Genomic DNA, 13,244 nt, shown 5'->3' with positions numbered 1-13,244 from the left:
ACTTCGAGTTCCAGTTTTTTCGTTCATTTGCCGCGCGCCAGATCGACTTCCCGCTCCAGCTCCTTCAATCGCCGGTCCAGCTCGGCGCGCCTCTTGTCGAGTTCGGCGCGGGGCGACATCGTATCCGCCTTGAGCAGATCGAGCTGGTTCTGGACGCTCCTGATCTCGCGGCTCAGGTCCTTCTTCTTCGTCCTGGATCGAGCCGCCTTGGCGTTCAGGGCATCGATGTCGCGCTGTAGGCCCGCGTATTCCTCTTCGGCGGCCTGCCGCTGAGCGTCGCTTTCGATAGCGGCCTGGTTCGCCTGCGCGTACCTGCTCTGTAAACCTGCCTGGGTCTGCTGCTCGCGGTCGAGGGAAGCCTGCATCTGCTGCTGCCGCTGCCCGTAGCTGCCGCTGGCCGAACAGCCGAGGCCGCGGAAGAACCCGCCCCGGCCGGGATCGCAGTCGGTGGTGGCGCAGCCCGAAACCCAGACAGCGAGCGCCGCCGGCAATACGATGCCCGGCCGGGAATCGGAGAAAGGCTTAGCCGACACGGTCCACACTCCGCAGTTGGGTGAGCGTATTCAGTTCCGATTCGAGCGCCTGGATCTGCTGTTCCTTCCGGGCCAGTTCCTCCTGTGCGATGTTCGCCAACTGCGGATCGGCATTGTGCGCGTTCATCGCGATCGCCGCATGCTGCTCGGCCAGGCGCTTCTTGGCGCTGCCCAGCGTCGCCTGCAATTGGGACCGGCTTGCATCGAGATCGGCCAATTGGCCGGCGGCCTGCGCGCGGCTGATCCGCCCGGCGGCGATGGCTTGGTTCAGCTCCGCGACCCGCGCCTTGTTGTCCTCCACGACTCGCTGGGCGACAGGAATCAGTTCGGCGAGCGACTGGTTGTCGCGGCGGATGTCGATGATGACGGCGTTCAGCCGGTCCTCTTCCCGGGCATAGTTGTTCTGGAGATTGCCCATGTAGCTCCCTGCGGCACAGCCTAAGGCGGCGCCCGCGAGCAGACCGGCCACCGCGCCTTTCCAGTCCCTGCCGATCAGGCCGCCCGCCAGGCCACCGACCGCGGCGCCAGCGACGCACCCCTCCGCCAGGGTCCGGTTGTAGGCCTCGGAAAGCTGCGCCAGGCGCGCCTGGCTGGAGCTCCCATAGGTTTGCCGGTAGCCTCCGGTACCGGCACAACCGGAAACGAGCAGCGCCGGGATCAGCGCAGCGGCGACCAGCCGCCGCCCTGCCGGAGGCAGGGGGAAGAGACCAGTCCCTTTGGGAGATTTGGGAACCCGCACACCACACCCGTTCATTTCTTGTTCAGCGCTTTGCATTCGTCGAGCCAGGCACGCTGCCGGACCACCGGCTTGTCACGGTACGCTGCCAGTTGCCGGTAATAGGTATCGGCGTAGCCGAGCAAGGCCTGGTAGTTTTTCAATTCCAGCTCGGTTTTCAGGACCTCGAACTGTTCGCCCAGTACCGGTCCGTCATAGATCGCCGCCGAGCCCAGAATCGTTTCGGAATAGTACAAGAGATTCTCCGTCAGGGCAGCACGATCGCCCTTCAACTGCTCGCGGCGGGATTTGACGCCCGGATCGTCCGCGCCGAACGCCGCCTCCCGCTGCTTGAGCAGGGTCTCCGCGGCGTCGACCCATTTCCCGTCCGCCCCCATCTTCTGGCAGAGGAAGGCGCCCAGGCGCAATGCCGCCTTGGCCGCCAGCTTGCGCTGGTCGTCGCGTTCCTGGATGGTGACTTTGAGCCGGTTCTGGACGTTCCTGAGCCGGTTCTTCATGTTGGCGTCCTGCGCCGCATCGGAGATCACCCCCAGCTCCGCGACCGGGTCGTCCAGCCCCTCGGGTTCGATGAATTTGGGCTGGCCGGGCGAGGCTTTCGGCGCGATCGCCGCCGAGCCCAGTTTGTCCCAGCTCTCGCGCAGCGACCTGAGCTTTTCGCGGGAGGATTCCACCGGCACCGTCATGACCAGCCGGAAGCCCGTGGTCTCCGCCCGCCTCGGCTCGCCTTTGACGTAGAACGGCACCTCGATGCGCTGGGCGGTACGCACCTCGGCCTGCGGCGTGAAGTAGTTGCCGCCGCGCACCACGAAGCCGCCGGCCTGGCCGTGGAGCCGGTCGAGCCGGTTCAAGCGATAGGGCTCGAACACCATTTCGTCCGCGTTGCCGAGGACGTCATGCAGACCCAGCGGGTTGGGCCTGAGCATGCCGATGGGCTGGGGCTTGCCGTTGGCCGATTCGGTGCCTTCGAACCAGACGTAGCGCACCATTTCGTCATCCATCGGAAACGTCCGCTCGCGGAACTGCGCGACCGGCACGGCGAGACCGCCGCGGGCGGCGAACTCCCACTCCACCTCGGTCGGCAGGCGCAGGAATCCGGGCTGCTGGCCATCCTTCGGCAGCCTGTCCGCAGCGTTTTTCAGCAGCCATTGGCTGTAGCGGTCGGCGAACGCCATGGCCTCCAGCCAGGTGACGTTGGTCTGCGGCAGCCGCTGATCGTCCGCCGGAGGCTGGCATTGCGATCCCAGAGCGGCGTACTGGGCGCGGTTCACCTCGTATTTGCCGATGAGGTAGAAGCGGGTCTTGGCGTCCTGGTCGAAGCTCCCGGCGATCTGGGCCGGACGCGGGTGCTCGGCATAGGCATGGTCCGCATCGTCCCCGCCTACGACGATGCCGTAGTCGTCGAGTGGCCCCTGGTTGGGGATCAGCGCCTTGCGGAAAACCATGGCGCCACCGCAGGGCATGGGAAAAATCACATCGCCTTCCGCCGGCTGAGGATTGAACAGACTCCCTGGCCAATCCGCGGCCGCGTTTAACGAAGCAGCGATCAGGAAAAGCGAACCGATGAGCCGCCGTTGCAATGCCGTGATCACTCCACCCACCTCGTCTCACTCTCGAATTCCCAAGGTCCCGCCGTTCCATTTACCATGCGCCGTCCTGTCCGACCACCCTCTGTCCCCATGAGCCGTTACCGCACCGCCCCCCTGGCCACCACCGAACTGCCACCCGGCATTCCCTTCATCATCGGCAACGAGCTGGCCGAGCGCTTCAGCTACTACGGGATGCGGGCGATCCTGGTGGTGTTCATGACCCGGTATCTTGTGGATGCGGCGGGCAACCCGGCGCCCATGCAGGAAGGCGAGGCGAAGGGCTATTTCCATTTGTTCGTGTCGCTCACCTATTTCACGCCGTTCCTCGGTGCGCTGCTGGCCGACGGCGTGCTGGGCAAGTACCGCACCATCATCGCGCTCTCGCTGGTCTATTGCCTCGGGCACTTCGCCCTGGCCCTGGACGACACCCGGACGGGCCTCCTGCTGGGGCAGTCGCTGATTGCACTCGGCGCCGGTGGCATCAAGCCCTGTGTTTCGGCGCACGTCGGCGATCAGTTCGGGCAATCCAACCGGCATCTGCTGAGCCAGATCTACGGCTGGTTTTATCTTGCCATCAATCTGGGCGCCTTCGTGTCCATGTTGTTGATTCCCTGGCTGCTGGAACGCCATGGCGCCTCCGTCGCGTTTGCCGTGCCCGGCCTCCTGATGCTGATCGCGACCCTCGTTTTCTGGGCGGGGCGCCACCGCTTCGTGCACATTCCGCCCGGGGGCATGCGCTTCATCCGGGAAGCCTGGAGCAGCGAGGGGCGGCGCGGAGTGGGCCGGCTGATCGGCGTGTTTCTCTTCATCACCATGTTCTGGGCTCTGTTCGACCAGACCGGCTCGTCCTGGGTGCTGCAGTCCCAGCGCATGGACCGCGTGCTGTTCGGCCACGCGATCCTGCCTTCGCAGATCCAGGCGGCCAATCCCTTGCTGATCGTACTGCTCACGCCCTTCTTCCACCACCTGCTGTACCCGGCCCTGGCACGTCTCATACCGATGACCGCGCTCAACAAGATCGCGTTGGGTCTGTCGTTCACCGTGCTGGCATTCGCCCTCGCCGCCTGGATACAGATGCGGATCGACACAGGATTGAAACCCTCCATCGGCTGGCAACTGCTGGCTTACCTGCTGCTGACCTCGGCCGAGGTCATGGTGTCCATCACCTCGTTGGAGTTCGCCTACACCCAGGCACCGCTGACCATGAAGTCCTTCGTCATGGCGCTGTACCTCGGTGCCGTCGCGCTGGGAAACCTGTTCACCGCCTTGGTGAACTTCTGGATCGAACGCTCGAAAACGCCGTGGCTGGACGGTGCCGGCTATTTCTGGTTCTTTACCGGGCTCATGCTGGCCACGGCGCTCGGCTTTTTCGCCTACAGCCGGAACTACCGGGAAGAATTGCATTTGCAGACGGAACGGTGAACGGTCGTCATTTGACTTCCGCCGCGCCTTCTCCGCGCGGATCGCTGGCGGCACTCAGGCGGTTGCGTGCCCGGTCCCACTGCACCGCTTGCATGTCGCCGTAGCGGTACCCGGTCGGCTTCAGGGCGTGACCGCGGCTCTCCAGGCCCCGGATGTCGTCCTCCGACAGCCCGCCGGGCTCGTACTCCACGACATCGGGCAGGTATTGATGATGGAAACGCCCGACAGAAACCCAGGATTCCGGCCCCCGCCCTTCGGCGAAATCGAGCACGGCCAACAGCACCATGGAGATGATCCGACTGCCGCCGGGTGTTCCAAGTACCGCGGTGCGGTCCTTCGTTTCCAGGAAAGTGGGCGACATGCTGGAGAGCATGCGCTTGCCCGGCGCGATGGCATTCGCGTCGCCGCCGACCAGACCATAGGCGTTGGGCCTGCCGGGTACGGTCGCGAAATCGTCCATTTCGTCGTTGAGAAGAACCCCCGTCCCGGGCGGCACGAAGCCGGAGCCGAAACTGTCGTTGATGCTCAGGGTGGCGGCGACCAGATTGCCGAGCCGGTCGATGACGGAGAAATGGCTGGTGTTGTCGCCCTGCCGGGCCGGCTCCGGTACCGTACCCAGAGCCGCGCTGGGCAAAACGCGGTCGGGCCGGATGGCGACGCGCAGCCCTGCGGCGTAGTCCGCACTCAACAACCGGCTCAGCGGCATCTTCACGAAAGACGGATCGCCCAGATAAAGGTCGCGATCGCGGTAGGCGCGGCGCTCGGCTTCGATCACCAGATGCTTGCGCGTCGACGCATCCATGCGGGCGAGATCGTAACCGGACAATATGTTCAGGGCTTCCAGCAGGACCGTGCCACCGCTGGATGGCGGGGCAGCGCTGGTGATCCGGATGCCACGGTACATGCCCCGCACCGGCGCCCGCTCCACCGCGCGATAGCCCGCCAGGTCGCCGGCCCGCCAGATACCGCCGGCATCCTTCACTCCTTGTACCAGAAGCCGCGCCGTCGTTCCGCCATAGAATCCGGCATGGCCGAACCGCGCGATCCGCCTGAGGGTCTGGGCCAAATCTTTCTGAACCAGATGAAATCCGGGCTGGGGCGCCATCCCCTGATCCAGGAAAATGGCACGTGCGGCGGGTGATTGCCGTAAGGCCGATTCGCGGTCTTTCGCCGCTTTCGCGTAGCGCTGGCCCACGGCGAAACCGTTTTCGGCATGGCGGATGGCGGGCGCCAGGGACTTGGCCAGAGGCAGGCGCCCGTAGTCCTCGGACAGCCGCACCAGCGCCGCGGGCAAGCCCGGAATCCCGGCTGACAGCGCGCCGTCCAGCGAGGCGCGTGGGCGGGGCTCGCCGCGGACATCCAGGTATATGTCGGGCCGGGCGGCAAGCGGGGCGGTCTCCCGTCCGTCCAGCATCACGGTCTTGCCGTCGGCCGCCCGGCGCAGCAGCCAGAATCCGCCCCCGCCCATCCCGGAGCTTTGCGGCTCCACCACCGCTAGTGTTGCGGAGATCGCGATCGCGGCGTCGAACGCATTGCCGCCCTGATCCAGGATTTCGAACCCGGCCTGCGTGGCCAGGGGATGGGCGCTGGCGATGGCGGCATGGCCGGGTCCGCCGGCCGCCTGGGCGGTGCAAACCGCGGCCGCGAGCAGCAGGCATCGAGCGAAAGCCGAGGCGACGGGCCGCCAGCCGGGAAAGTCCCACCCCCCTCCGTGGTGGATCGCAGCGAAGCGTCTCACGGTAAGCCTTACGTCGGATGGCATACTCCCGCCCCGGTTCACCGTCAGCCGCCGGTTCCGGATCACGTATCCCCCGCCGTTTGCGCCCAGCCGGGGAGCGTATCGGTACCGGCCGGGCAATTCGTCCCGCTGGGATCCGGTTCCTGGATCACGACGCCTCCCGGCCTTCTTTTCAGTTTCCCCGCAAGCCGGCTGTACACCAGAATGGCGCCGGAATCGACGACGGTCGTACCGGTATAGCTGGCATCACAGGCCAGCACGACCTTGCCTTTCTTGACGATCAAACCACCGCTGCCGGAAACCGGCCCGTTGAAGACCACGGCCCCCGGCGGCTTGCCTGGAACCGAAATTTCCGTCTTTCCTTGCAGGACGACCGGCAGATTGGTGTTGAAGCCATTCGGGAACGGGAACTGGCCCTGCGCGGAGATTTGCGGAGACAAACGGGCGGAAACGCCCGCCGCCGCCCCATTGAGTTGCAGCCCCACATAACCGCCAGTACCGTCATACAGAAAATTGAAGGCATTGAGCGCACGGACGCCGGTATTGACGAACGCACCACTCATCCAGTTCTCCGACCAGCGTCCCGACTGTAGCGGCGACCAGGTCACCGTGGCCGGGGTGACGGGATCCTGTGCATCCGAGACGCTGAAACCGTATCCCACGGCACCCTTCGAATCGAGCAGGGATACCTCCAGAGTGGCGGCCGTCAGATTCCCGGACGACGGGTGCGCCGGCAAGGACAGCAGCATGTCGTCGATGCCGGTATCCAGGACGGCCTGCCCCAGCGGGTAGGCGGTTCCATTCAGCGTGACGGATCCGGTCGGCGCCTGCCAGTCCGGGGGACTGCCGGGAACCTGCTCGAGCCCGGTGGGAATCAGCTTCTGAAAGGCGAAATCCGAGACCGACACACCCGCCTGACCGGCGTTCGCGGTGTTCGCGGCCGTCAGCCCCAGTTGCACCCCCTGCGGCGTGAGGATATAGCCGGCGCGCATCGAACCGCTGCGCATGGCGTCCAGGTTCAGGAATGGATTGAACTGCTGGTTCCAGCGGTCATTGTTCGGAGTGTCGCCGTGGCCGGTCCGGTCGAAGCCGATCCCCATCATGGTGGTGTGCGTCGACGGCTTGGTCACCCCGGGGTCGGTGCAATGATTGGGGAAAATCTCGCCGGCCGGGGCCGCCACGCAGGTCTCGGTCTCCACCACCAGGATCGGCAGCGTGGCCTGAGCAGGCAACGCGGCGCCGGTCTGACCATCGAGAGCATCCGGAAAAGTGATCCGGGTCTCTATCCACCGACCGTTGAGCCGATTCCCGCTGCTCCAGTAAAAGATATGGCCGGGTCTGCCTTTCGTCGGAAAATCCGGTGGCAACAGATCGCGGCTGACAGCGATACCGCGCGAGCCGGTATCGAGCTGGAAGCTTAGGGTATTCCCCCCTATCGTCGCGTTCATTCTCAACTCCGCCGGCATGCCGGCCGATCCGAAGGGGACGGGAGCAGCATAAGGAACGGTGAACGATTGGGTGTAACCGTCGTAAAGATTCCAGGTCAGCGGGGCCGCCTGACCGACGGCCCAAAGCGCCGACATGACGAAAGCCAAAACCGATGCCGATAAAGGTCTCATCAATCAATCCTCGGGAACCGATGGTTACTCCTGGACAACCGGCTAGGTCACCGCGCCGACACCGCGGGGTTGAATCCGGACACGAACCCAAGCCCCCGCAGGATAGGCTCACTGGATGTCTATCTCTTCACTGGCCGGAATCCCACCACGCCATGCTCCACATCGAACATGACGTCATAGTAGGTATACAACATCAACCCGGTATTCATATATCCCGACCAAGTCGGCCCGCCATCGTTTCCGCGCACGCTGGCAGAAACCTGGTTGACAGTCGCCTTCTGCCCGGTGAGAAGATAAAAATCGAGATCGTGGCCACCCGGAACCATCGTCGCCGCGCTGATCGTCAGACGCACTTTCGGTTTGAAATCTCCGGTATAGGGTACAGTGCTACCCTCCGGGTTGCGAAGAAACCGAGAGTCGACATACAAATCATCGTTTTGCCAAATGGTCGTCGCGGGCGCGCCGGTGTCGAGGGTCAAGCCAACGTTCGAAAACGCTTGGCCATTGCCATCGCTGGACTTGCCATACTCCCATGACAGATTCGCATAGGTGATCTGCTCGCTCCATGTCGGCATGTCGCCGACCGGAAAATTCGGATACGGCGGACAAGCAGAAGAAGGGGCCTCCGGCGCCCCACCCGCATCCACACAGGTCGGATTCATCGGCAACTGCGTGGTGAAGGTGGCCAGCTCCTCATCGGCAATGCCGATCGTCAATGTCGGTTTGGATTTTCCCAGCGGACCCACATGGACGATAAAACCGTTGGTCAGGCCGGTTTGCGGCAACTGAGGGAGGACGGAATAGACGCCGGCGGACTTATCGGCCGTCATTATAGGGAAAAGCGCCGCACCGAAGTCACCATAGAAATGCCCGAACAAGGGCGGCTTACCGGTCGCCAAGGCCTTATACCAGGCCTTGACCTTCTTCGGCTTTTTCTTGTCCGCGAAGGCTGTAATCTGGGCGACGCCGACCGGAGCCGCGGATTCACACTGTTTGGCGAATCCGGATCCCTGGGGTCTATACAGCGCCACCATAGTATCCACCAGATTGGCCGTGTACTCATTGCCAGACGTATAGGCTATCGAAAGCGCATCGGTCTGGACAGTTTCGTAATTTCCCCACCACTGCTCTTTATTTTTCGGTGGCGTAGGCGTATACGCCGCCCAGAATCCCGGACCGCCGGTATCGAATTCGTACAACTGGGGCGCGCCGCCGCCGAGCCCGACATGGATGCCGAGCTTATACTCCGGGGGTTTTCCAGAACCGGCATTGATGTCGATGAGCTTCAACGGTACGACGCAAGGCGCGTCCGCTTGGGCGACCTGTGCCGCCAGCAGGCCAGCGCTCACGATCAGCAATGAACAAAGGTTTTTCGAATTTGCATTATCGGCCATTCTCATATCTCCTTATGAACTCAAATAAAAACAGACATTCACATATCGGAGAGCCTGCTGTGCCTCCTGGCTTCCGGCATATATTCATCGATGAAAAGATCGTTTCACCGCCCAAACCGTCTTCCGGGTGGATTGCGATACCAACGAGTTTATTCTCGACGTAACGGACGAAAGGCCGCGCCCTCATCGGCTCGTATGGACATGGTTGATTATTGAAAGTTCTGCTTTTTTGTGCCGTTTAATTACTGCATAAATTGCGCCATTCCCCGACTCGAGAATGCGAACGCGATGGCAATGAGCCAAATCAGGGCATGCAAGGCAATGATCGCTCTGAAAACGACCTGGAACCGCGGCTTCCTGAGCTTGTGCCGATATTCCCGCTGGGCGATCAGGGCACCCGGCCAGCCGCCGAACAGGGCGAAGAGATGCAGGTAGGTTTCAGGCACGCGCCAGTGCCCGGTGATCGAGGAACGCTTGTCCAGACCATAGAGGAAAAGCGTGATGGCGCTGATGAACACGTACATCAGGAGAGGAACGGGGTTGCCGACGCTCCACAGCAGCCAGGTCGACAACAGGAAGGGCAGGCCGATGACGCCATTGACGTAGGGCGAGCGTTCCAGGGGTTTGACCTTGACGGGACCGAAACGCGGCATGGCGTACTTGACCCCCTCGATTGCCGCATGCCGCAGCCGCTCCCGACCGTCGGCCTCGGTCTCGATGCGGTAATGCACGATGTCTCCGACCTGGGGCCGGCGGCTCATGCCCTTTTTGAAAGCGCTGATGTGGATGAAGAGATCGTGGTCACCCGCGAAAGGGCGGATGAACCCGAACCCCTTTTCATCCCGCCAGACCACCAGTTCACCGACCTGGAATGGCGATAGCTTCCCCATGTGCGCACCCTGCCCGATTGTTTTCATCATGCGGCCCTCCCCCGTCAGGCCGGAAGCTCATTGTAATCGGTCGAGCAGGAGAAAAATCAGCGCGGCACTTCCCGGTTGATCATCCAGTAGACGACGGGGACGACCCACAGGGTGAACAGGGTGGAAGCGAAGATGCCGAAGATGAAACTCCAAGCCAAGCCGGAGAAGATCGGATCCAGCGTGATGACGAAGGAGCCGAACATGGCGGCTCCGGCGGTGAGGAAGATCGGTCTGAGGCGAGTGGCGCCGGCTTCGACCAGCGCATCGAACAGAGGCGTGCCCCGCTCCCGGAGGCGTTCGATGAAGTCGATGAGAATGATGGAATTGCGCACCACGATGCCGGCCAGGGCGATCATGCCGATCATGCCGGTGGCGGTGAACAGGATGGGATTGTCGTAGCCGGCCACTGGCGAAGTGAACAGCAGGTTCAACAGCCAGAATCCCGGCATGATGCCGATGATGGTCAGCGGAATCGCCACCATGATGACCAGCGGCATGCCGAGCGAACCGGTCTGGGCCACCAGCAGTACGTAGATCATGACCAGCGCGGCGCCGAACGCCAGCCCAAGGTCGCGGAACACGTCGACGGTGATCTTCCATTCCCCTTCCCCGGCCAGGTCGACCTTGTAGCCCGCAGGCAGCGGCTTGGCCTCCTCGATGTCGCCCCAGTCCAGCACCGCTTCGACCGGCGTGCGGCCCGCCATTTCGGCGGTGACGTAATTCAGCCGGAGCAGATTCTTGTGGTAGATGGTGCGGTCGGCCTGGTCCTCGACCAAAGTACCGAGTTCGCCCAGCGGCACCAGGCGGCCGTCCGCTCCCCTCACCCCGAGCGTCATGAGTTCGGCCAGGGACGAGCGCTCGGCGCGCGGCAGGCGGAGCACGATCTCGAGCGGCTCCCGTTCCCCCTGCACATGCACGGTGCCGACGGAACGCCCGGCCGTCGCGGCCTCCAAGGCTTCGGCCAACGCCGCCACGCTGAGGCCGTTGAGCGCCGCTTTGTCGCGATCGACCCGGTAGCGGATCAGGGTCTTGGGCTCGTCCACCAGGTCGTCGACATCGACCATGCCGGCGATGCCCGCGACATCGTCCCGCACCCGTTCGGTCACCCGGTCCAGCTCGGCGGGCTCGGCATCCAGCGGGCCGTAGACTTCGGCGACGAAAGTAGAGAGCACCGGTGGCCCGGGCGGGGTTTCCACGATCTTGGCCTTGGCTCCGAAGCGCGCGGCGATGCGCTCCACCTCCGGGCGTATCCGCAGCGCGATCTCGTGCGACTGCTGCTCACGCCGCTCCTTCGGCAGCAGACTGATGCGGATTTCGCCGACGTAGCCGCCGCGGCGCAGGTAGTAATGGCGCACCATGCCGTTGAAATCCATGGGCGAGGCCAGACCCACATAAGTTTCGAAATCGGTGATTTCGTTGACCCGCGCCAGGTATTCGCCCAGCGCCCGCGCCACCGCATCGGTGCGTTCGAGGCTGGCATCGCGGGGCATGTCGATCACCAGCTGCAGTTCGTTCTTGTTGTCGAACGGCAGCAGCTTCAGCGGCACCACCCGGGTCACGGCGAGCAGGCTCGACGCCACCAGGGCGCCGACCATCAGCCAGATGAACAACTTGGCGCGTCCGGGCTGCAACACCAAGGCGCCGAGGGTGCGGCGATAGAACCTGTAAATGGGGCTGTCCTGCAAGGCATACGCGGCCCCGCCCGTGCCGTATTCGCTCTTCAGCAGGTAATAGCTGGCCCAGGGGGTGACGGTGAAGGCGACCAGCAGCGACATCAGCATGGCGACCGGCACGTTGAAGGCCATCGGCGCCATGTAGGGCCCCATCATGCCGGTGATGAAGAACATCGGCAGGAACGAGACGATGACGGTGAAGGTCGCGAAGATGGTCGGCGGCCGGACTTCGTCGACGGCGGTGATAGCGGCCTCCAGGGGCGGTTCGCGCCGCAGCTTGAAATGGCGGTAGATGTTCTCGACGTCGACGATGGGATCGTCCACCAGAAGCCCCAGGGAGAGGATCAGGGCGAACAGGGTGACGCGGTTGATGGTGTAGCCGAACACGAGGTCGAACAGCAGGGTGATACCCAGCGTCATCGGAACCGCCAGCGCCACGATGAAGGCCTCCTTCGGCCCCAGGGCGAAGGCCAGCAGCACGATGATGGTGACGATGGCGATGAAGAGATGCTTCACCAGCTCATTGACCTTGTGATTCGCGGTCTCACCATAATCGCGCGAAATCGTCACGGTCACGTCTTCCGGGATGAGGGTGCCGTAAAGACCCTTCACCTCCTCGATGACCCGCTCGCTCACGCTGACCGCGTTGGCGCCACGGCGCTTGGCGACCGCGAGGGTCACGGCCTGGCGCTCCTCGCCGGGGCGGGCGGCGGCGGTTTGGCCGACCGACCGGCTGTCCGCTGCTGCGGCGCCGAAGCCGATGCGGGTATAGCTCTCGACCTCGGCCGGCCCGTCGATCACCTCTGCCACCTCGCGCAGGCGCACCACCCTGCCGTCACGGTGACCGACGGCGGTGTCCGCGACCTCGGCGGCGGAAGCGTAATGCGGGCCGGCTTCCAGGTCGACGCGGCGATCGGCGCGGTCGAAGCTCCCGGCTTCCAGCTTGACGTTGGCGTCCCGTAACGCCTGCATCAAGCCGCCGATGTCCAGACCGTGGGCCGCCAGCCGCGCCGGATCCGGATGGATCCGCACCGTCCGCCGCTGACCGCCGACCACGTAGATGCGGCCGGTATCCTCCCGGGAAGACAGCTTGTCCTTCATCTCGTCGGCCAGACGCCGCAGCGTCGCCGCATCGTACAACGGATTGGACGAAGACAGGGTGAAGGTGAGGATGGGGACGTCATCTATCTCCACCGGCTTGACCAGCCAGGACTCGACGATGGAAGGAATGGCGTCCTTGTTCGACATCAGCTTGCTCCAAACCTTGAGCAGGCTGTCCTCGCGGTCTTCACCGACGTAAAAGCGCACCGTCACCATGGCTTCGCCGGCGCGGGAGGCAGAATAGACGTACTCCACCCCGTCGATCTCCCGCAGCCGGCTCTCCAACGGCGTCGCCACCAGCTTCTCGACCTCCTCGGCCGAGGCCCCCGGCGCCCTGACGAAGACGTCCGCCACCGGCACCACGATCTGCGGCTCCTCTTCCCGAGGCGTCAGCAACAAGGCCGCCGCCCCGAGCATGAAGGAGGCGATGAGGAAGACCAGGGACAGCTTGGAGGTAATGAAAATGCGGACGATCGCCGCCGTCAGGCCCCGTTCGTCGTTGGGTTTGGCCATGCGGGTTCT

Annotated in this window: 9 protein-coding genes; 1 reads left to right on the top strand and 8 read right to left on the bottom strand. The window is 63.9% G+C overall.

Features of this window, described 5'->3' with window-relative positions:
• Positions 1–23 precede the first annotated feature (23 nt).
• Genes H156_RS0103310 through H156_RS0103300 form a run of 3 tightly spaced genes read right to left on the bottom strand, consistent with a single transcriptional unit; the run spans position 24 to position 2,858 of the window.
• Positions 24–533, bottom strand: a complete 510-nt coding sequence (locus H156_RS0103310; RefSeq protein WP_154656641.1) for a hypothetical protein — start codon at positions 531–533, stop codon at positions 24–26.
• On the bottom strand, positions 523–1,287 hold the full coding sequence (locus tag H156_RS0103305; protein WP_026046092.1) for a glycine zipper 2TM domain-containing protein: 765 nt from the start codon (positions 1,285–1,287) through the stop codon (positions 523–525). Before H156_RS0103305 ends, H156_RS0103310 begins: the two co-directional genes overlap by 11 nt.
• On the bottom strand, positions 1,284–2,858 hold the full coding sequence (locus H156_RS0103300; RefSeq protein WP_017366417.1) for a formylglycine-generating enzyme family protein: 1,575 nt from the start codon (positions 2,856–2,858) through the stop codon (positions 1,284–1,286). Before H156_RS0103300 ends, H156_RS0103305 begins: the two co-directional genes overlap by 4 nt.
• Before the next feature lie 87 nt (positions 2,859–2,945).
• Here H156_RS0103300 and H156_RS0103295 point away from each other — a divergent pair, with 87 nt between their 5' ends.
• Positions 2,946–4,277 (top strand): POT family MFS transporter, encoded by a 1,332-nt coding sequence (locus tag H156_RS0103295; RefSeq protein ID WP_026046093.1) that lies wholly within the window; start codon positions 2,946–2,948, stop codon positions 4,275–4,277.
• Between the two features lie 7 nt (positions 4,278–4,284).
• On the opposite strand, the gene ggt is transcribed toward H156_RS0103295, so the two are convergent.
• The 5 genes from ggt to H156_RS0103270 form a co-directional block, all read right to left on the bottom strand.
• Positions 4,285–6,015 (bottom strand): gamma-glutamyltransferase, encoded by a 1,731-nt coding sequence (gene ggt, locus H156_RS0103290; protein ID WP_017366419.1) that lies wholly within the window; start codon positions 6,013–6,015, stop codon positions 4,285–4,287.
• A gap of 62 nt (positions 6,016–6,077) precedes the next feature.
• Positions 6,078–7,634 (bottom strand): hypothetical protein, encoded by a 1,557-nt coding sequence (locus tag H156_RS0103285; protein WP_036245953.1) that lies wholly within the window; start codon positions 7,632–7,634, stop codon positions 6,078–6,080.
• A gap of 119 nt (positions 7,635–7,753) precedes the next feature.
• Positions 7,754–9,028 carry a hypothetical protein gene (locus tag H156_RS0103280; protein ID WP_050998235.1) on the bottom strand — a complete coding sequence of 425 codons (1,275 nt, stop codon included), beginning with the start codon at positions 9,026–9,028 and terminating at the stop codon, positions 7,754–7,756.
• Between the two features lie 242 nt (positions 9,029–9,270).
• Positions 9,271–9,948: a DUF1294 domain-containing protein gene (locus H156_RS0103275; RefSeq protein ID WP_017366422.1), complete on the bottom strand. Its 678-nt coding sequence runs from the start codon at positions 9,946–9,948 to the stop codon at positions 9,271–9,273.
• Between the two features lie 56 nt (positions 9,949–10,004).
• Complete coding sequence (locus H156_RS0103270; RefSeq protein WP_017366423.1) at positions 10,005–13,235, bottom strand: efflux RND transporter permease subunit; 3,231 nt, start codon at positions 13,233–13,235, stop codon at positions 10,005–10,007.
• Between the last annotated feature and the right edge of the window lie 9 nt (positions 13,236–13,244).

Source organism: Methylococcus capsulatus str. Texas = ATCC 19069 (assembly GCF_000424685.1).
GTDB classification, from domain to species: Bacteria; Pseudomonadota; Gammaproteobacteria; order Methylococcales; family Methylococcaceae; genus Methylococcus; species Methylococcus capsulatus.
Note: the sequence above shows the minus strand (reverse complement) of the source record. Positions and strands in the feature narration are given on the sequence as shown.

What these genes read in the sequence shown, in the direction of transcription:
- H156_RS0103305 (WP_026046092.1), bottom strand. Translation starts at nt 1,287, where the DNA reads ATGAACGGGTGTGGTGTGCGGGTTCCCAAATCTCCCAAAGGGACTGGT.
- H156_RS0103295 (WP_026046093.1), top strand. Translation starts at nt 2,946, where the DNA reads ATGAGCCGTTACCGCACCGCCCCCCTGGCCACCACCGAACTGCCACCC.
- H156_RS0103285 (WP_036245953.1), bottom strand. Translation starts at nt 7,634, where the DNA reads ATGAGACCTTTATCGGCATCGGTTTTGGCTTTCGTCATGTCGGCGCTT.
- H156_RS0103280 (WP_050998235.1), bottom strand. Translation starts at nt 9,028, where the DNA reads ATGGCCGATAATGCAAATTCGAAAAACCTTTGTTCATTGCTGATCGTG.
- H156_RS0103275 (WP_017366422.1), bottom strand. Translation starts at nt 9,948, where the DNA reads ATGATGAAAACAATCGGGCAGGGTGCGCACATGGGGAAGCTATCGCCA.
- H156_RS0103270 (WP_017366423.1), bottom strand. Translation starts at nt 13,235, where the DNA reads ATGGCCAAACCCAACGACGAACGGGGCCTGACGGCGGCGATCGTCCGC.